Origin of the sequence: Butyrivibrio sp. M55 (assembly GCF_900116865.1) — a bacterium.
GTDB lineage: Bacteria > Bacillota > Clostridia > Lachnospirales > Lachnospiraceae > Butyrivibrio.
In genome coordinates this window covers 108,078-127,589 of sequence record NZ_FPCD01000002.1, presented here as the reverse complement: position 1 = coordinate 127,589, position 19,512 = coordinate 108,078, and the positions used below count along the sequence as shown (strand labels likewise).

Sequence of the window (19,512 nt, the reverse complement as noted above, 5' to 3'; positions counted from 1 at the left end):
CAATACAACCATTATACATTATGCAACAAAAATAAGAGCACCGCCCATAAGAGCCGTGCCAGTGCTTTACTTCCGCCGGAATATTTATTACAGTTCCCGCAATCATTTCTACTTCCTAATGAACTTATCATCACCTGCGCCCTCTCCGCTCGCATCAGAAACATACCTTTCCACTGTCATGTGCAAGTCATATTTCTCCCGAAGCTCTGTAATCGTCTCCATCATCTTAGAAGCATGATGAACATCGATAGCCTCTTGATTAACCCAACTGTCGATCAGAAGCACCGTATCAGGATCATCCATCGAGATATAATACTCATACCGCAGATTACCGCTTTCGGCACGGATTTCATCAACTATTCCTCTACTTATCATTTCTTCAGCAAATTTTCGGGCATTTCCGTCTTTACCCGTGTATCTGAGATTAACTGTTATCGCCATAGCCCCCTCCGATCATAATCCTTAAATTCGGTTCTTCTTCAAAGATATTTCCATTCAGCCTGTCTACATCCAGCTAATTTTCATTTCCTATATTCCCTCTATTTTTCTCTAATATAGATAAAAATGTCCACGCAAGAGTACCTGCCATTACAAACAGTACCATTACTGCCATATAATCTGCAAAGAAATATATCCGCGGCTCATTATAATCAAAAAATGCAAACATTGTTTTCATAAACATATATCCGGGGAAGCCCCGTTTGATAAACGCAAAAACACCGTATATAGATATTGCCGTTATTATAGAAATAACCGTAATCCACATGCCTTTACTATTCCGTTTCAGCCTGTCAACCGGACCTGTCAGGTGTATTCCAATGTGGATTCCCATCAGTACAAAGCCCCAATACGCAAAAAGCATATGTATCTCTCTTGCCTTCGCAGAGATTGGAAGGACCGGAAGGAATGTATAAAGATGCTTTGACATCAGGATGCCGCTCACCGGCTGAAGTATCATTAAAACCGTCAGCAAAAGATTAAGACCGGTCTGAAAAATCCTTAGAGAAGTCCATTTTCCTTTCAAAAGTGCAGTATACCACTTCCTGTTCATCACATGGTGCACTATAAACAAAATAAATATAGCCGTACCTATGATCTCATGGAGTTTCTCCCCGATCAGCGAATATGACATCAGCATCATAAGAAGGCAGATCATGGCTATGTCGATTATAATCCTTGTTTTCTTTTTCAAGCTGACTGCCTCCTTCCTATCTGCATCCTAATATCCCAGTCCGACAAGCCATTCTTTAACAGAACTTCTCACACTGTCCTGATCGTTCTGACAGTCATTTCCGCGTATCGCAAGTCCTTGTCCGACCATGCTGTTCGGACAAGCTGATGAAAGCTTTTTGTCAAAACCGGAAAGTCCACTTCCTTCATGTGTGGAGAACGGAATCAATGTCTTTCCCGCAAGTCCTTCCCTGTTATTCTCAAAGAAGGTATACATTATCATCGGCCAGTCTCCCCACCATACGGGTGCGCCAATAAAGATTGTGGAATACTGTGAAAGATCCGGAACCTCTCCTTCATAAGCAGGTCTGGTGTTATCATTCTGCTCTTTCTTTGCCACGTCGATCAGATTGTTATAGGAGTCTGTAGGATAGATGTCTTCAACAGGAATAACCTCCCACAAATCCGCTCCAATCTGTTCCGATATCATCTCAGCGACAATTGCGGTATTTCCCTTGTCAATCACGCCAACTTTATATTGCTCACCTGTTCTGGAAAAATACACTACAAGCGTATCGTTCCCTTTATTATTCCCAGCATCAGTGCTTTCCTGCCCTGTAGTGGATTCTGTTTCCGTATCGGCATCATCCCTGCTTTCTATTGCACCTTCGTTATTCGCAGTCTGAGATGTTTCAGAATCGTCAGTTAATTCCGATGCGGAAGCTCCGCAACCAACAAGTGCAAATATAATCACAAGAGCAATACTTAAACGAGCTGTTTTCCACATTTTATTCATATTTTTCCTCTAAACCCTTACTTTTTCTCAAACTCAGGTTTCCAAGCTGCAAACTGTACCAGCTGAGAATCGGTACGATTATAGTATCTCACATTTTTATCAAGTTTTGCGATCTGATTCATCTCATCATCGGTAAGCTTGAAATCTGTAATATTCATGTTGTCTCTGATATGATCAACATTCTTGCTTCCGGGAATAACTACAAATCCCATCTGTGTATGCCAGCGAAGGATGATCTGAGCAGATGACTTGCCATATTTCTTTCCAAGCTCTGTAAACACAGGCTCATTTATAAGGGACTTATCTCCATGACCAAGAGGATACCAGCTCATGAGCTTGATGTCATACTTATCCAAGGTCTTACGAAGTTCGGTCTGGGTAAAATATGGATGCGCCTCAACCTGAATAAACTGAGGAACAATCTCCCATTTTGTCTGTAACTCTTCAATGTATTTTCCTTCAAAGTTAGAAATTCCAATAGACTTCGCCTTACCTTCTTTGTATGCTTTTTCAAGCTGCCTGTATCCTGCGAACCAGCTCCCGGCAGGCTGATGGATATAGAGAAGATCCACATAGTCAACGCCAAGTCTCTCCAGTGTTTCATCTACAGCATTTGGATTCTCATACTCGCTTGGCCAGAGTTTTGTGGAAAGAAATACTTCTCCTCTTGCAACTCCGCTGCCCTTAATCCCTCTTCCAACAGCACGCTCATTCACATATGCATTCGCGGTATCAACAAGACGATATCCCATTTTAAGTGCTTCTCTTGTACTGTTTTCCGCATCAGCAGGTGAAAGCATAAATGTTCCAATACCTACTACAGGACACTCGATTCCATTATTTAACTTGATCATTTCCATTGTAATACCCTCCATTCTTAATCTTTGAATATTCCATTTCTTCGTCCACCTTACATAAGTCCATTTGCTGCAAGCCACTTCTCTACTGCACCTTTTGAATCAGCAGCCCTGCTTCCTGTAATAGAAAGCCCGCTCTTAAATGTTGCTCCCACAGCATACTTTTTAACATCTTTCTCGCTGGATCCCATTCCACTTCCCTCATTTGTACACAGTGGAAGAATTGTCTTTCCTGTAAAATCAAAGTTCTCAAGGAAGGTTACAACTGCCATGGGCACTGTTCCCCAGTAGTTGGGATAGCCAAGGATAATCGTGTCGTATTCATCTATGCTGTACGGCGTGCTTACAAGTTCCGGTCTCTTACCTTCATGAAGATCTCTTTTCGCCTCCTCTATACAGGTCATGTAAACCGGTGAGTATGGATCCTTCATCTCGATTTTAAAGGTATCTGCATCTATAAGTTCTTTCATTATGTTTACTACTATTTCAGTATTTCCAACCTTGACGTACCTCATTGCTCCGCCAAAGTAATTTTCATCTGCTCTCGAAAAGAATGCTATGAGTGTCTTTGCCATCTAATCATCCTCCATTCGTCTTTATGTTTTCCGGTTTCTATGTTTTCATTTTAAGTGGCATGTTATAAAATATCCAATAGAAAGACTCTATATCTAATTTAATTTTTAAATAACAAAGAGGATAAGCTATGAATACAAAGCAGATAGATTACTGCATAGAACTGGCTCACACACTGAACTTCAGTAAGGCAGCCGACAATCTGTTTGTCAGCCAGCCAACTTTTTCATATCAGATCAAACTTTTGGAAGATGAAATTGGATTTACAATCTTTGACAGAAACGGAAAAGGAGCCTCCCTTACTCCGGCCGGAGCACAGTTTGTCACATACCTCACCGGCATGCGCGAAGAGATGAAAAGAGCTATCGAGCAGGGCCAGAATTTCAGCGCTAAATATACTGACAGCATCTCCATCGCTCTTATGGTGAGACAGGCGCTTTTTTTCCTGCCGGAAGCCATAAGAACATTTTGGAAAACAAATCCGGACATACAGATTGAACCTAAGTTTCAGTATGAAAATAGTCTTGAACTGTTCCTCAAAGAAGAAGCAGATATTCTATTCTGCTTAAAAGAGCAAACAAAACAGCTCTCGAACAGCACTGTGCATGAACTGTTCAAGAGCCGAATTTATCTTATTACTACAAAGGAAGATCCTCTTGCAGCAAAAAATGTAATTACTGAAGAAGATCTCTATGGTCGAACACTTATGGTTGGTGGTGGTTCACCTGATGCACTCAGAAAGGTACAGCATCGTCTCATGTCCACCGGTAAGATTGATTATTTTAACAGTCCCGATCACGACTCAACTCTCACTAACGTAGCCGCAGAAAAAGGCGTCTGCCTCGCTCCCGGTTTCTTAAATGACCACAGCGGACAATTCGCCTGGATTCCGTTCGACTGCAAGGAGCACTTCAACTGCGTACTCTGCACCCATAAGAATGACAATCGCGAAAACCTAAAGAGCTTCATAAATTTGCTCAAAAAGCTTTATAAGGATACAGTGGCTTTCCCGTTATAGATTCGAGTACAACTTACTCCAACACCATTCTCATCAAAACTGTTCCCTCATTGTTTTCGAGTTCATCAAAGCCCATCTTCTTATATAATGCGTAGCCTACGCTCATAACTTCAGGTTTTGTGGTAAAACGAACCTCCTTAAAGCCTAGTGAACGACATTTATCCAGCATCGTATTAAGCATAGGTCTTGCATAGCCTCGCCCTCTGCATTCAGGCTTTATGAATAAACGCTTTGCTTCTGCAGTATCATCATCTATCTTTTTGATGGCGATCGTTGCAATGGGCTTATCTTCATCATATCCCAGCAGTAAAGCTCCGTCTCGGTAAAAGCCTTCAAGGTCCGCCAGCTCTTTATCAAGGGATACGAAGCAGGCTTCCGCGCCCTTTATCTTTGAATACTCCAAAATGAGTTCTTTTGCAATTTCATAATTATCACAGTCTCTTATATCAATCATATTTTCGTCCTCTATCACAGCAATTTTGCTACATCATTGGTTTTCAAAACTTTTCCGGACGACACGACCTTTTCATCGATTACCAATGCCGGCATACTCATAATATCATATCCCATGATTTTCTCCATGTCAGTTATATATTCAACTTCCGCACTAATGCCCTTTTCTTTAACAGCCTCTTTTGTTGCCTTAAGCAGCGCCTCAGCCACCGAGATTGTACCAAAGATATCAGCATACATCGGAACACCTACAACCGTTGCAATAATTACTCCAAACGGATTGTTACTGCCCAGAATGTTTTGAATCCATTTCTCCGGTATCCAGTTATGAATAATCGCACCTATTCCTACACCAATCACTATAAAAGGAAAAATTTTTTTAAAAGTGCTTACCACCTGATCCTTTGCATAAATCATTCTATCTTTTAACTTCATATTCGGTGTCTCGACCTCAACACTGATATTTCTATTACGGATAAAATCAGCAACCTGATCTTCCATATGAAGCTTCTCGATTATTGCACCGCCAATAACAGCGATTACTAAACCGAGCATTACATAAACGATTGCTATCTTTGCTCCGAAGATACTCATCAAAAGAACAATACTAGCAAGATCTACCATAGGCGAAGATATCAGAAAGGAAAATGTCACTCCCAGTGGTAATCCCGCCGCCGTAAAACCCATGAAAATTGGTATTGAAGAACATGAACAGAAAGGAGTTACCGTACCAAGCAATGCCCCGACAATATTTGCTCCGATTCCATCGAACCTGCTCAAAATTTTCCTGCTCTTCTCCGGAGGGAAAAAGCTTTGTATATAAGAAATCATAAAAATCAGTCCACAAAGCAGGACGGTTATTTTGATAACATCATACAGAAAAAAATGTACGCTCCCACCAACTCTTGAAGTTATATCAACTCCCCAAATAGACATCAGGTTGCCAATCAATTCATATAGCCATTTCATCCCCAATACCTGATTCTGAATTAGTTTCCACATTGTATCACTCCTTTAGTTTGACATATTCAAATGCATCAATATGTCGTGCTTTTATATAGGCAATCCCTACCGAATTGCCTATTTGTACTTCTTTTTCTATGAAGTTTATTTGCAACAGCAACTGCTTGCGCTTTCTGTATTCTCGCAGTCGCACCTTACGTATGATCCAATCATTTTACGAAACGCCTCTATGCCTTCTTTGGAAATTGAATAATACATCCACTTTCCATCTTTTCTTCCAATCACAAGATCACTGTCACAAAGGAGTTTCATATGATGTGAAAGAGTAGGCTGTGTAATATTAAGCTCTTCCAATAAGACACATCCACATTTTTCCCCATGCTGGAGTGACAGCATGATCGCCAAACGATTCTCATCTGCAAGAGCCTTAATCTTTCTCACATCTTCTCTAAAACTCATAGTTTTCACCTCCTACGGATGAAAAGAATATAGCATACACATTTATGCATGTCAATATATAAATATGTTCTTAATAGACTTTGTGATTTTTATCTTCCTTATACCAGATCACCACAGCAGCTATAAAAATAATCCCAAAGTATACGTACGCTGCATTTGATTTCGGGTATGTGTCAAATAGCTTATTCCAATCATAAATAGCGCCTATGGAATTTATAAAAGAGTGATAAACAGCACATGCCAGGACGCTCTTCGTAGATTTATAGATTGCAGCGGCCACAAAGGCCCATACAAATATGTTTATAGCAAAACCTACCATGCTATCGCCATAGTGATTGGAGGTCGGCTGTAACCATATCGGAAAATGCCATACACACCAGATTACCGCTACAATAGTAGTTGCAACCGGGAAGGGAAATCTTTTTTCCAACATAGGTTGCAAAAAGCCACGCCAGCCGGTTTCCTCCGCAAATCCGGCAAACGGCAGCATAATAAGAAAACCAAGCGGCATCAGGTACAATGGCGAACCGTTAGGTTCACCGCAGAAAATGGCAAATACCAAGGCACATATGCAGAACAGGCCTGTTATTAGAATCGTTTTCATCTTTTTGGGGGTATATAAAAAGCGCTTCAAATATTCTTTTACAGTGATATGCTCTTCTTTCCTAAGTACGATAAAAAGAGAAATAGACGGAGCCGGTGTTGTAAAGAGTATCCCTATGGTCGCATACATAATATATGCAAATTTTAGCTTTCCCGTTTCCGCATAACTAACCGACGCAGGTTCGAGAATAAACATAATAATTTGAAAAAAAACAGTTATAAACAGAAGCCAACCAAAAAAATCTGCTATCGGAGCTTTCTTTTTTTCATCAACCCACATTTTTTTGTCCTTTCATAATCCCTGAAATCAATGCATCTACGCCATAAGCAAAACTTTCATCCAAAGAGATTTCATCTCCAAAACTACCATGTAACTCCAGCATCGAAAATCCTTCCACAAATCCTCTAAGGCTTCGCATCACATGCATTTTCTTAACTTCGTCGAACTCAAGAGAATCCAGAACAGAATATAAAGATGATATAACCCCTTTTGTAATTTCATGGTTCAGTTCGGATGTATATGAATTGTGCCAGCATATTGCCTCAAAAACTCCGGGATGATCATGAGCAAATTCACGCAAAGCATAACACATTGCTTTTAATCCTTCTTCCCGCGACTTTCCTACTGCTGATTTAGCGATCTTTATATCAATTTTGCTCCAACCATATACCGGGATTGCCTCTTTTATTTCATCCAAACCGCCTTGAAAATGCTTGTACAAAGACGGCGGCTTTATGCCTAATCTATCAGCGATAGTTTTTATAGAAAGATTCTGAAAACCATCTTTATCTATCATTTCAACACACACTTCGATGATTTCTTGTTTTCTGGACATTCTTCCTCCTTGCTAATTATTTTAACTATTAAGCTAATGCTATTAGCCTATAGGTTAACATAGACTCCTTATACTGTCAAATCGAATATCTTTGTACGGCATAACAAAAAACATGACGAATGCCAACATTCGCCATGCCTCTAAAATTTTTACGCTCTCACTGAAATTTACGTATAATATTTGTCAACAATCTTAGCGAGCGGTGTAACCACCGTCAACAATAAGATGTGTGCCTGTTATAAACTCGTTTTCTGCAAGGAATATGATTGCATGAGCAATCTCTTCCGGCTTAGCAAAACGGCCAAGTGGATGCATTGCAACAAGTGCATCATGAAGCTCCTGACCAATTGCTTCAACGCTGACAAGCGGAGTATCCACATAACCGGGATTTACTGTATTAACACGAATACCATCTTTTGCAAGTGAAAGTGCTGAGGATTTAGCAAGCTGGTTTACACCACCCTTAGCTGCACAATATGATGGGATAAGAGGATCGCCAATCACGCCCTCAATTGAAGATGTGGATATGATTGCTCCGCCTTTGCCCTGCTTCTTCATCTGAATAGCAGCATACTTGGTGCCATAGAATACACCATTAAGATTGATGTCAATAACCTTTGCCCAATCATCAGCGGACAATTCGTCTACTGTTCCATGAATACCTATCCCTGCGTTGTTGACCATAACGTCCAAGGAACCGAATTTTTCGACCGCAAAATCTACTAACCCCTTTACACTACTTTCATCAGATGTGTCGCCCTGATAAAATACTACGTCAGCAGATATTTTTGATAGTTCTGCTACTGCATTTTCCCCACGCTGGGCATTACGACCTACAACAACAACTTTTGCTCCTTTTTCAAGAAAAGCCTGCGCTGTTGAGAATCCTATGCCAGATGTACCGCCGGTTACAATAGCTGTCTTACCTTTAAGTTCCATGTAATACCTCCTCCGTTCGTATAAAATATAATTAATTATAATATACCGCAGGAAGAATTTATATGAAGAAATATAGATAAAAGAAAACCCCCAGAAACACTGAGTTTCTGAGGCGAGTTGCTGTTTACCTGCTACGTACGGTAGAAAGCTCAGGGCTACTGTATGCGGTTGGTGGCAATTCTGTTATTTCTTTCTAAAGCAGTTCCATGCAAGTATTATTGTAAAGTTATCTTCTGCTTTAACGTTTTATAATCATATTGCATCTACCCCAAGACTCGTCTTTATACTTGAATACATCAGGAGTATTTTGCCTTTCTGTAAACCCAGCACCCTCATAGCATTTCTTGGCTCTTACATTCTCTGAAAACACATTAAGTTGTACACCCAAAGCCTCCGAATCAGAAAAGGCGTAACGAACAAGTAGCCTGATCATTTCTTTTCCGATTCCTTGACCACGAACAGATGCATCAACCATAACAAACTTAACCATCCCTTCATGTGCCTCACGATTAAGTGAATAGCAATAGAATCCAACAGCACGCCCTTCATCATCTACCGCAATGAAAGGACTATCTCCAAATTTTTCTGATATTTCTGATAGAAAACTCCTAAGTGTTTCTTTTTCGATGGGATACGGAATCCGATTTGCGCACCACATCATATGTGTTCTTTCATCTGTGATCCATGTCTTGATCACATCAAAATCATCGTTGAGATCAAATGCTCTTATTTTCATTTTTCTTATCCTTGAAAAACCGAAATTTAATCCACACTACAAATCCCGATTCGTATTTATCCAAAATCGCTTCATCCTACATCCGTCTATTTCTATGATTTTTTCAAGATGTCCGTTGTTTGCAAGTATTGTATTTTCACTGGCAATATTATCCTCATCGCATACCATAAGCATCCTCTCAATGCCAATTTTATCTGCATTAAGCACATTCTGTCTGAGCATTTCCGTGGCATATCCCTTTCCTCTTTCAGAAGGTCTGACAGAGTATCCACAGTGACCGCCCCATGTCCCGAGAATTGGATGATTTATATGATGGCGCAGATCTATTACTCCTACTAGCCTATTATCTTTTTCCCTTATCGCAAAATATGTCGTTGACGGCACTTCTGTTCCAGTCTCTTCACAAGTCTCTGCACTTTTTCTCAAATTGCAAATATCAATCCATTCTTTAGCAGTATCACAATTTTCTAAGCCCATACAACCTGCGAATTGATCATCATTGTCCTTATCTGCTTGAAGCACTTCATCTTTAAACTTTTGAAGTTCATCTGCAAACTCTTCATTTGCCTCAGTTAGGAAAATAGAATCTGCTCTTTTATCTAATTTCTTTTCCATTAGAAGAAATCTTCCCTTTCGCCATTCTGCATATCCGCGTTTAATATACCCATATATAGATAGGATCGAGCCTAAAAGAAAACCTTAAGTCAATGACTTGACTTCCAGTAAATTAAAATCTTGAATAATCTCGTATCGAGAACCGATTATCTCTTTGAGAATTCTTTCACAGTTTTAATTTCTCACCAATCACAATAGCCTTTGAATCATGACCATGTCCGATTTCCTTAGTACATGCAATCGGTAATGTATCTGAAATGTGCATTTTAAGCAAATCAAAAACGCTAAGCTTATAATCTTCTTTTTCATAGTTGGTGAATGTTCCAAGAAGTATGCCTGATACCTTATCAAAAACTCCAATCTGCTCAAGCTGAGTAAGCAGTGTTGCTATCTGTCCTGAACCTCCGCCTAGTGATTCGAGAAGAAGGATTTTTCCGGTCATATCAGGCCAATATTTGGTTCCGGCAAGTTTTGTAAGGCATCTGATATTACCGCCAACTACTGTTCCTTCCATGTGACTTTCCTGTAGAAACTCATAATTCAAGTCAAACAATGACGCGGTGCTTCCTTCCAAATAATCGGAAAATCTTTTTCTCTGTAGCTCTGCCTGGGAATATACCATATTCTTAACCTGATATAAGACAGAGGATTTACCTGTGATGGCATAAATTGCATTTATTACTGTAGTCAGGTCACTATAGCCCCAAAACACTTTATCTGAACCAGCTATTACATCAAAATCAAGATACTTCAAAACGCCATTTGCCAAATCGCCACCAGAAATATCATATATTGCCTCAATGGAATCATCTGTATAAAACCGCATGAGATCAGCAGCTCTTTCCTCATCTTTTCCGCTAAAAGTATCCTCTTTAGCCTTTATATGTGGAGCAAGAACTGGTTCCATGCCAAAGTCTTTCAAAACCTGTACAAGTTCATCTACCTGATATTCCCACTCTTTTATATGTCCATCCGAACAAGCTGATAATCCAACCTTCATACTAAATTTCTCCCCACGCTTTTCCTAACCTCAGGAAATTGGTCTAAAATACCGCGTTCTGAGTTTTAACACGTAGTCATGATACGTTTAATATTGTACTAATAACAAGACTGGTCTGCAATTGAAATAGCTATAAATACATTGAAGCTGTCCGTCTGGACAGCCTCATTAAATATTTCATATTCTCTTTTTACTTATGCCCTTAATGAATGTCTTTTTCAGCTCATTCGGTTTATAAAAGAATTGTTGTTCTCCCTTACTCAATCTTTTTTCATCCCTTTTTATCTGGAGAAGATCGATAGTACATAGAAAATCTGCAGCCTGCAAGAGACGATATTTCTGCGGTTCAGCTTTCCTAAATTCAACATTGTATAACTGAATAGAAAAGATAGCATTAAGAATTGAACCAAGCTCCCTCTGACCATTATCATAATATACGATTACCTTATCATATCCTTTAAGATAATCCATATGCTCAGCAAGCATAGCATTTATAGCCTTGCCGAGTTTACCTGACAGCTGAACCCTGTCATTTGCCTCTTTTCTTTTAATGGCTACAGTGCAAAAATTTATAGGACATTTCATTACAAAATTGAACATCTTGTATAGCAACTGTCTTCTTTCATCTAAAGAATACTCTTTAAAGATTCCTTCCTTACGAATAACAGGACCAGCATGAATATACTCGATATCCAACCCAGATTCTTTAACACTATTTTCCAACTTTATTGTATTATCTTTAATATCATTATCTTGATCATGAAAAACAAAGGTCACTAAATAGTAATCTCTTACATCTCTTGTTTCTCCAAAATCACCTGACTCATCAATAAAAACGCTAAGCTCTCTCATTGTGGCTAACTCCAAAAAAAATGACGGGAAATTCTTCCCGCCTACGGTGATCCAAAGAGCTCTCGCTCAGATCAATATAATAGTATCATAAATCAGCTATTTTTTCAACATTATTAGTTGAGAACAGTACAACCACTAAAAAAGCCCACAACCAAATGGTTGTGGGTTTCTGAAATCTGCCGAAGCAGAAATTATCTCTTTGAGAACTGAGGAGCACGACGAGCTTTCTTCAAACCGTACTTCTTTCTTTCCTTCATACGAGGGTCTCTTGTAAGGTATCCGGCCTTCTTAAGTACAGGTCTGTACTCATCTGAATCAGCCTGAAGAAGTGCTCTTGCGATACCGTGTCTGATAGCACCGGCCTGGCCTGTTGTGCCGCCGCCTCTAACTGTTACTACAACGTCGAACTTCTCAGTTGTCTCTGTAGCAACAAGGGGCTGTCTAACGATAACCTTGAGTGTCTCAAGTCCGAAATACTCATCGATAGGTCTCTTGTTGATTGTTATATTTCCATTTCCGGATACAAGGTATACTCTAGCGATTGATTTCTTTCTTCTACCTGTTCCGTAATAATTAGATGACTTTGCCATTTTTACTATTCTCCTCTCCGATTAAAATGTTAATACTTCAGGCTTCTGAGCTGCGTGTGGATGCTCTGCACCTGCGTATACATGGAGCTTTGTGTACATTTCTCTTCCAAGAGATCCCTTAGGAAGCATTCCCTTAACGGCATGCTCGATAACTCTTTCAGGCTTGTCCTGGATCATCTGACGGAGTGAGAACTCCTTGTGGTGTCCAACATACTCTGTGTGATGCCAATACATCTTCTGATCAAGCTTCTTTCCTGAAACCTTGATCTTCTCAGCATTGATTACGATTACATAATCACCTGTATCAATGTTGGGAGTATAGATGGGCTTGTTCTTACCTCTAAGTACGTTTGCTACATTTGAAGCAAGACGTCCAAGTGTCATATCGGTAGCATCAACTACATACCACTTCTTCTCAACTGTAGTTGCACTAGGCATATAAGTTTTCATTGTATTTCCTCCAGTAAATAATTACTTGATTGGTTACTTATGTGAAAACCCTTCACCTGATTCTCACATTATATATGATGTACATATTGAAGCTTACCGGGACAACAATATGACATTTTCACCTAATAGTGGACATGACGTCACACAGTAAGATATTATATATCGCATTTAGTCTTATTGTCAACACTATTTCCAACGATTGGAACGCCATCCAGGAACTTGTATTTTATAAGAAATAACCCCTCCGGCGGCGCTGTCGGACCTGCTGCTTTACGGTCCCTGCTCTCAAGCACTTTCTTAACTTCCGAAGGCTCTTTTTTCCCGCGTCCCACAAGTAAAAGCGTGCCTGCGATTATACGAACCATATTATATAAGAAGCCGTTGCCCGTAACGCTTATTATCACTTCATCTCCGTGTCTTTTTACCGTGATGTCCTTGATCGTGCGCACATGGCTTGCCGCCTGCGATTCAACATTGCAAAAGCTCGTAAAATCATGCTCTCCAACAAGATACCTCGCTGCTTCCTGCATCTTTTCTTCATCCAAAGGCATACTGAAATGGTATGTGTACAAACGCCTTACAGGAACGGGCATCTTGGTATTCAAAACCCTATATTCATAGGTTTTCTCAGTATCACAATGACGCGGATGAAACTTCGGCGCAACTTCCATCGATTCAACGATTCGTACATCCTCGGGAAGCATATGATTCAGGGCAAAAGAGAATCTGTCTCCCGGAATCGTCGAGCAAGTATCAAAAACAGCGACATTTCCGTAAGCGTGAACGCCTGCATCCGTCCTGCTTGCGCCTATAACCGCAACTTCTTCTCCGGTGAGACCATGAATTGCCCTGTTCAGCACGCCTTCAACGGTATTGGGTGTTGAATTCTGAAGCGCCCATCCGCTGTAATTCGTACCATCATATGAAACTGTCAGCATTATTCTGCGATTTTTTGCCATTTCTTTATTATCTCTCAGAATTTCATTCTTCCAATCACAACACATATTATAAGGAAAAGAACAAGCACAACATATGCAAGCCTGTCTCTTTTCTGATAAATAAGCGGCTTCATCTTGGTTCTGCCCTCGCCGCCGCGGTAGCACCTTGCTTCCATTGCCATCGCAAGGTCCATCGCTCTTCTGAACGCAGATATAAACAACGGCACCAGTAAAGGCACCATATTTTTTGCCCTTTTAATGATCGATCCGGTCTCAAAATCCGCACATCTAGCCATCTGCGCCTTCATGATCTTGTCGGTTTCCTCAAGTAAAATAGGAATAAATCTAAGTGCGATTGACATCATCATTGAAATCTCATGCACAGGAACATGCACAAGCTTGAGCGGATTAAGTAAACTCTCAAGCCCGTCAGTCAAGTTGTTGGGCGTTGTCGTAAGTGTCATAAGCGACGAGCCCGTAATAAGGAACACCAGCCTGATTGCCATCTTTACGGCAAGTTTAAGGCCCTCATCCGTGATCTTGATCTTCCAAATTGTGATTATCGGATCTCCCGGAGTCAGAAACAGGTTAAACACCACCGATATCATCAGCAGGAAAAAGATTGATTTCATTCCCCTGAAGATAAACTTAACCGGCACATTCGACAGTTTGATGTTCATAGCAAGGAAAAGTCCTGCGATAACATATCCCAATGCGTTATTTACCATAAAAATAGCGATAAGAAAAACAAACGTGCCGACTATCTTAACTCTCGGGTCAAGTCTGTGTATTATGGATTCAGTTCTGTAATATTGTCCTAATGTAATATCTCTAAGCATCTTTTTGCCTTACATGTCTTTTATTTTGAAAAAGCTCTCAATATCTCGTTTTTCGCTTCGTCAAGAGTTGTGACATCTATGTCAACATCAAATCCGGCCGCCTTAAGCTCCTGCATAACGTACGTAACCTGCGGAGCCGCAAGGCCTATAGCCTCAAGTTCCTGTCTGTGTCTGAAAACTTCTTTGGGAACATCGTCAAATGCGACTCTTCCCTTATTCATAACTATTATTCTATCCACATAATCCGCGACATCATCCATACTGTGGCTTACAAGTATGATGGTTATGCCGACTTCATCATGGAGCTTTTTTACAAGATTGAGGATATCCTCTCTTCCCTTTGGATCAAGTCCGGCTGTAGGCTCGTCAAGAATAAGTATCTCAGGCTTCATGGCAAGAACGCCTGCTATTGCGACTCTTCTCTTTTGTCCGCCAGAAAGGTCAAACGGTGACTGGTAAAAATAGTCATCGTCAAAGCCAACCTGTTTCAGCGCTTCATAAGCTCTAAGTTCCACTTCCTTCTGTGAAAGTCCGAGGTTCTTTGGTCCGAAACAAACATCCTTAAAGCAATCCGTTTCAAAAAGCTGGTGCTCGGGATACTGGAAAACAAGTCCCACCTTGGCTCTTAATGCTTTTCTGTCAAACTCAGGATCACTGATATCTTTTCCTTCAAAATATACCGTACCGCTCGTAGGCTTAACAAGACCGTTCATATGCTGGATCAGCGTTGATTTTCCGGAACCGGTGTGCCCTATAAGTCCGATAAATTCGCCCTCATCAATCTTTATATTCACGTCCGTCAGCGCCGCATGCGCCATCGCGGTATCTTCATCATATATATAATTTACATGGTCGAGAATTATAGACATTTCCTTCTCCGTATCATCTCTTTAATTTCTTAAGTTCCTCAACAAACTCCTCTTTTGTGAGAATTCCGTCAGGAAGCGGCAAACCGCTCTTTTTAAGTTCGTGTGCCAAAAGAGTCACCTGCGGAACACCAAGCCTTAGCTCTTTGAGCTTCTCAACCTGGGAAAAAATCTCTTTAGGCGTGCCCTGCATCTCTACATGCCCTTTATCCATGACAAACACCTTATCGGCGTAGATAACTTCTTCCATATAATGTGTTATGAGAATGACAGTTATTCCTTCAACGCTGTTAAGCGCTCTGGCTGCCCTTATAACATCTTTTCTTCCGTTGGGATCGAGCATCGCCGTGGGCTCATCCATAATAATGCACTTGGGGTGCATAGCGATAACTCCGGCAATTGAAACTCGCTGTTTCTGGCCACCTGAAAGATGATTGGGTGATGATTTTCTGAATTCAAGCATATTCACCGCCCTAAGGCTCTCATCAACGCGCTCCCAGATTTCTTCCGTGGGAACACCCATATTTTCAGGGCCAAATCCGACGTCCTCTTCGACAACCTGTCCGATTATCTGATTGTCGGGATTCTGAAAGATCATTCCGGCTTCCTGTCTGATATCCCAGAGTTTCTCACTGTTTCTGGTATTCATTCCGTCAACAATAACTTCGCCTTCTGTCGGATATAAAAGAGCATTGAAATGCTTGGCAAGCGTCGATTTACCGGATCCATTGTGTCCGAGAACCGCAATAAACTGCCCGGGTCTGACATCAATATTGACATCATCGACAGCCCTTGTGATGCCTTCGACATTTCCCTCTTCATCTCTTCTGATATATTCAAATACAAGTTTATCTGTACGTATCATCTCTTTTTACCTACCATTCGAAATATTATAGCATAAATGTGGTAATATTGATTTATAAAATTAACATCGGAGATTTCCAAATGAACAGTAAATATGTAAAAGATCTTATTCTTCTTTTGGCGATAATCGTTTTTTGTGCTCTCGCCGCAAGACATCTTGCAGGTCACGAAACTCTCGAAGATTATGCCAATTCCCACCTTTCTGTAGAATCACAGGAAAACATCACAGCTTCGGCCGCGTTTGATTCAAATCTTGAACAAAGCTCATCAGTTGCCTCTTCCGAAAACACTTCCGAAGCATCGATCAGTGCATCAGAATCATCGACCGATACGGTCAATTCGAGTGTCATGTCAAGTTCAAACTTACCCGACGATTCAGACGTATATGACACAAGAGTCACATACGAAGAAGGCTTCTACTACGAGGAAATTCCGGATTCAATTGTATCAAAGATAACAGACGTATCATATCCTCATGATTGCAAAATCCCACTTGATGATCTCAGATATTGTGTTATCAGTTATGTCGATTTTGACGGTGAAGAACAGGTCGGCGAAATGATTTGCAATAAGGCAATTGCTGACGATATCATGGAAATTTTCCACGAATTATATGAGAATGATTATCAGATTGAGAGTATAAAGCTTGTTGATGATTTCAACGCAGATGACGAGGCTTCTATGGAAGCAAACAACACATCCTGCTTCAATTATCGCCCCATAGCAAAAGGCCATAAGCTCTCCATGCATTCTCAGGGACTCGCAGTCGACTTAAATCCTTTATATAACCCACAGGTTAAGTACAAGAACGGCACAACTACCATCGCTCCCGCTGCCGGCAAAGAATATACCGACAGGTCTGCCTCTTTTCCTTATAAGATTGACAAAGACGATCTTGCCTATAAGCTCTTTAGAGAACACGGTTTTACATGGGGAGGAAACTGGAATTCATCTAAAGACTATCAACATTTTGAAAAGAAATTCGCTAAAAAGTAAAATTGTTCATAATATTCCATATAATTTTCAATACAAAAAGTGTACAATAGCTATTAAGCTTCTAACATTCTTATCTATTTATATCTTAAGGAGACTTATCTAAAATGAAAAAAGGAAAGAGACACACAAAGATCAAAAACAAGCTTTTATTGTTCTTGGTCCCTGCCGTAGTTGCAACCATTCTTATTTTGGTGCTCATTTCAGGGTACCTGTCAGGTAAGAGTATGACACAGATGGCAACATCGGCACTTAATTCTTCTATTTCCAATCAGGCAGACAACATTGAAGCATGGCTCGACGAAAATCTCCAGAATTTCTCTACCGTTAAGCAAATGGTCGAAAAGACAAAGCCTACAGATGCACAATTGTCTGCTATGATGAACGCTTGCTACGGTTTTAACCCATATTGTAAAAACGGACCGTATATTGCCACAAAGAGCGGCAAAGTATACAAAGCTTCCGAATCTACAAAAGAAACAGGAAATGTCACAGAACAGGAATGGTTCAAACAGGGAATGACCCGCGTAAACATGGTTTACGGAAATACCTATCAGGATGCAAACGGCACAAGTGTCATAAGTGCATCGGGTATCATCGACGACGGATCTTCAGACCTAAAGATCATGGCTGCCGATCTCTCTCTTGACCAGATCAGTATCATCGTTAACTCTAAGGTTAAGATGGATCAGGCTGCTTCTTTTCTTGTTGATATAACAGATAACACTATTCTTGCCCATCGTGACAAGAACCGTGTATCAACCAAACTTGACACAAATGACAACGACAGACTTATGGCTGCAATAGCAGGCAAGATTGCCGAGAGAGACTACTCCACCGTTACTCTTGCCAACAATGTAGTTGCATTTAAGCAGATTGCCGGAACCGACTGGGTTCTTATCTCATATATAAGCAAATCGATTGTCATGAAGGACGTGACAAGACTTGTTACCACTCTTATCGTGACAGGAATACTAGCAATTATAGTTATCGTTGTACTTATCAACCTCATGGTTACCAAAGTCATTGCTCCTCTCGGCGGAATCACCAAGAACATTACAGATATGTCAGCCGGTGACTTCACTATCAACGTTAAACACGGAAGAAGTAATGATGAGATTGGTCTCATGGGCGATGAAGTAAATGAATTCGTTCACTCTATGAGAAGTATGCTCACCGCTATCAATGATGAATCAAAGAGACTCAGAGTGCAGTCCGACAATTCAGATATTGTATCAAAGAGCATGTATGAGGCATCTCAGTCACAGTCAGAAGCTATGAAGAACCTCAATTCAACTGTCGATCAGCTCGCTGTTGCAGTTAACGAGATTGCCCAGAATGCCACAACTCTTGCAATGGTAGTTGCTGACACAAGAGACAATTCAAATCAGGCTAATGAGAGCATGAAAGAAACTGTTGCGATCAGTAAGAAGGGCCGCGACAACATGGAACAGCTTGCCGATGCTATGCAGTACATTAAGAGCAGCAATGACGAGCTTGTTACTTCTATTGACGCTGTAGGAAAAGCTTCCGAAGAGATCACCAATATTGTCGGTCTTATCGCTGAAATTGCCGAGCAGACCAATCTCCTTTCACTTAATGCTTCTATTGAAGCCGCACGTGCCGGTGATTCCGGAAAGGGATTTGCCGTTGTTGCTACCGAGATTGGTAAACTTGCGAAGAACTCTGCAACAAGTGCCGATAACATTGCAAAACTTATCGATGAAGTCAGAAAAGCCATCGACAACGTTGTCGTTCAGGCTCAGACAAGTGCAAAGAATATTGAAAACAACAGCGATCTTATTGATACAGCAGTACAGACATTCGATCAGATCTATCAGAACATTGAAAAATCAAATTCTCTTATCGACCTCATGATCAAAGACGTGCAGAAGGTTGATGATGTTGCAAGCAATGTTGCTGCTATCTCCGAAGAACAGGCTGCAAGCACGGATGAAATCCTTGAAACCAGTCGTAAGATGGTTGAACAGGCTAATAGCATTACCAAGAACAGTCAGGACGTTGCCGACAACTCACACGAGTTGGCAAATACTTCAGAAACGCTTACATCCTATGTTCAGAAGTTCAAGATTTGATAAGGA

General features: G+C 40.6%; 24 protein-coding genes. 3 read left to right on the top strand and 21 right to left on the bottom strand.

Annotated features, from left to right (window positions below; translation table 11 throughout):
• Positions 1-108: 108 nt before the first annotated feature.
• From BM398_RS02975 to BM398_RS02955, 5 genes are all read right to left on the bottom strand, one after another.
• Complete coding sequence (locus BM398_RS02975; RefSeq protein WP_092336347.1) at positions 109-441, bottom strand: putative quinol monooxygenase; 333 nt, start codon at positions 439-441, stop codon at positions 109-111.
• Between the two features lie 73 nt (positions 442-514).
• Positions 515-1,192 carry a DUF4405 domain-containing protein gene (locus BM398_RS02970; RefSeq protein WP_092336346.1) on the bottom strand — a complete coding sequence of 226 codons (678 nt, stop codon included), beginning with the start codon at positions 1,190-1,192 and terminating at the stop codon, positions 515-517.
• Positions 1,193-1,219: 27 nt separating this feature from the next.
• The gene (locus BM398_RS02965) at positions 1,220-1,966 is read right to left on the bottom strand and encodes a flavodoxin (RefSeq protein WP_092336345.1); all 747 of its coding nucleotides are present in this window, start codon (positions 1,964-1,966) and stop codon (positions 1,220-1,222) included.
• A gap of 17 nt (positions 1,967-1,983) precedes the next feature.
• Complete coding sequence (locus tag BM398_RS02960) at positions 1,984-2,826, bottom strand: aldo/keto reductase (RefSeq protein ID WP_092336344.1); 843 nt, start codon at positions 2,824-2,826, stop codon at positions 1,984-1,986.
• A gap of 50 nt (positions 2,827-2,876) precedes the next feature.
• A complete protein-coding gene (locus tag BM398_RS02955) occupies positions 2,877-3,398 on the bottom strand; it encodes a flavodoxin (RefSeq protein ID WP_092336343.1) in 522 nt (173 codons plus the stop codon).
• Positions 3,399-3,526: 128 nt separating this feature from the next.
• Between BM398_RS02955 and BM398_RS02950 the strand changes: the two genes are divergently transcribed.
• Positions 3,527-4,414 (top strand): LysR family transcriptional regulator, encoded by an 888-nt coding sequence (locus BM398_RS02950; RefSeq protein ID WP_092336342.1) that lies wholly within the window; start codon positions 3,527-3,529, stop codon positions 4,412-4,414.
• 13 nt (positions 4,415-4,427) lie between these two features.
• Here BM398_RS02950 and BM398_RS02945 read toward each other — a convergent pair whose 3' ends face one another.
• From BM398_RS02945 to BM398_RS02870, 16 genes are all read right to left on the bottom strand, one after another.
• Positions 4,428-4,868, bottom strand: coding sequence for a GNAT family N-acetyltransferase (locus tag BM398_RS02945; protein ID WP_092336341.1), 441 nt, complete (start codon positions 4,866-4,868; stop codon positions 4,428-4,430).
• 14 nt (positions 4,869-4,882) lie between these two features.
• Positions 4,883-5,869: an MTH895/ArsE family thioredoxin-like protein gene (locus tag BM398_RS02940; protein ID WP_092336340.1), complete on the bottom strand. Its 987-nt coding sequence runs from the start codon at positions 5,867-5,869 to the stop codon at positions 4,883-4,885.
• Positions 5,870-5,974: 105 nt separating this feature from the next.
• Positions 5,975-6,289, bottom strand: coding sequence for an ArsR/SmtB family transcription factor (locus BM398_RS02935; protein WP_092336339.1), 315 nt, complete (start codon positions 6,287-6,289; stop codon positions 5,975-5,977).
• A gap of 70 nt (positions 6,290-6,359) precedes the next feature.
• On the bottom strand, positions 6,360-7,172 hold the full coding sequence (locus BM398_RS02930; protein WP_092336338.1) for a CPBP family intramembrane glutamic endopeptidase: 813 nt from the start codon (positions 7,170-7,172) through the stop codon (positions 6,360-6,362).
• Positions 7,162-7,728 carry a TetR/AcrR family transcriptional regulator gene (locus BM398_RS02925; RefSeq protein ID WP_092336337.1) on the bottom strand — a complete coding sequence of 189 codons (567 nt, stop codon included), beginning with the start codon at positions 7,726-7,728 and terminating at the stop codon, positions 7,162-7,164. Before BM398_RS02925 ends, BM398_RS02930 begins: the two co-directional genes overlap by 11 nt.
• A 192-nt stretch (positions 7,729-7,920) precedes the next feature.
• Positions 7,921-8,667: an SDR family NAD(P)-dependent oxidoreductase gene (locus BM398_RS02920; RefSeq protein WP_092336336.1), complete on the bottom strand. Its 747-nt coding sequence runs from the start codon at positions 8,665-8,667 to the stop codon at positions 7,921-7,923.
• 238 nt (positions 8,668-8,905) lie between these two features.
• Positions 8,906-9,403: a GNAT family N-acetyltransferase gene (locus BM398_RS02915; RefSeq protein WP_092336335.1), complete on the bottom strand. Its 498-nt coding sequence runs from the start codon at positions 9,401-9,403 to the stop codon at positions 8,906-8,908.
• Between the two features lie 36 nt (positions 9,404-9,439).
• On the bottom strand, positions 9,440-10,018 hold the full coding sequence (locus tag BM398_RS02910; RefSeq protein ID WP_092336334.1) for a GNAT family N-acetyltransferase: 579 nt from the start codon (positions 10,016-10,018) through the stop codon (positions 9,440-9,442).
• 166 nt (positions 10,019-10,184) lie between these two features.
• Complete coding sequence (locus BM398_RS02905) at positions 10,185-11,018, bottom strand: S66 family peptidase (protein WP_092336333.1); 834 nt, start codon at positions 11,016-11,018, stop codon at positions 10,185-10,187.
• A 177-nt stretch (positions 11,019-11,195) separates the two neighbouring features.
• Positions 11,196-11,870 carry a DUF3800 domain-containing protein gene (locus BM398_RS02900; protein WP_092336332.1) on the bottom strand — a complete coding sequence of 225 codons (675 nt, stop codon included), beginning with the start codon at positions 11,868-11,870 and terminating at the stop codon, positions 11,196-11,198.
• 191 nt (positions 11,871-12,061) lie between these two features.
• Entirely contained in the window at positions 12,062-12,460 is a 399-nt protein-coding gene (rpsI, locus tag BM398_RS02895) for a 30S ribosomal protein S9 (RefSeq protein ID WP_026655595.1), read from the bottom strand.
• 21 nt (positions 12,461-12,481) lie between these two features.
• Positions 12,482-12,910, bottom strand: coding sequence for a 50S ribosomal protein L13 (gene rplM, locus BM398_RS02890; protein ID WP_026655596.1), 429 nt, complete (start codon positions 12,908-12,910; stop codon positions 12,482-12,484).
• 155 nt (positions 12,911-13,065) lie between these two features.
• Entirely contained in the window at positions 13,066-13,869 is an 804-nt protein-coding gene (gene truA, locus BM398_RS02885) for a tRNA pseudouridine(38-40) synthase TruA (RefSeq protein WP_092336331.1), read from the bottom strand.
• A gap of 14 nt (positions 13,870-13,883) precedes the next feature.
• Complete coding sequence (locus BM398_RS02880; RefSeq protein WP_092336330.1) at positions 13,884-14,687, bottom strand: energy-coupling factor transporter transmembrane component T family protein; 804 nt, start codon at positions 14,685-14,687, stop codon at positions 13,884-13,886.
• 20 nt (positions 14,688-14,707) lie between these two features.
• Positions 14,708-15,556: an energy-coupling factor transporter ATPase gene (locus BM398_RS02875; protein WP_092336329.1), complete on the bottom strand. Its 849-nt coding sequence runs from the start codon at positions 15,554-15,556 to the stop codon at positions 14,708-14,710.
• 13 nt (positions 15,557-15,569) lie between these two features.
• On the bottom strand, positions 15,570-16,418 hold the full coding sequence (locus tag BM398_RS02870; protein WP_092336328.1) for an energy-coupling factor transporter ATPase: 849 nt from the start codon (positions 16,416-16,418) through the stop codon (positions 15,570-15,572).
• A gap of 80 nt (positions 16,419-16,498) precedes the next feature.
• Between BM398_RS02870 and BM398_RS02865 the strand changes: the two genes are divergently transcribed.
• Positions 16,499-17,413 (top strand): M15 family metallopeptidase, encoded by a 915-nt coding sequence (locus BM398_RS02865; RefSeq protein WP_092336327.1) that lies wholly within the window; start codon positions 16,499-16,501, stop codon positions 17,411-17,413.
• A 104-nt stretch (positions 17,414-17,517) separates the two neighbouring features.
• Entirely contained in the window at positions 17,518-19,506 is a 1,989-nt protein-coding gene (locus tag BM398_RS02860) for a methyl-accepting chemotaxis protein (RefSeq protein ID WP_092336326.1), read from the top strand.
• Positions 19,507-19,512: the final 6 nt, after the last annotated feature.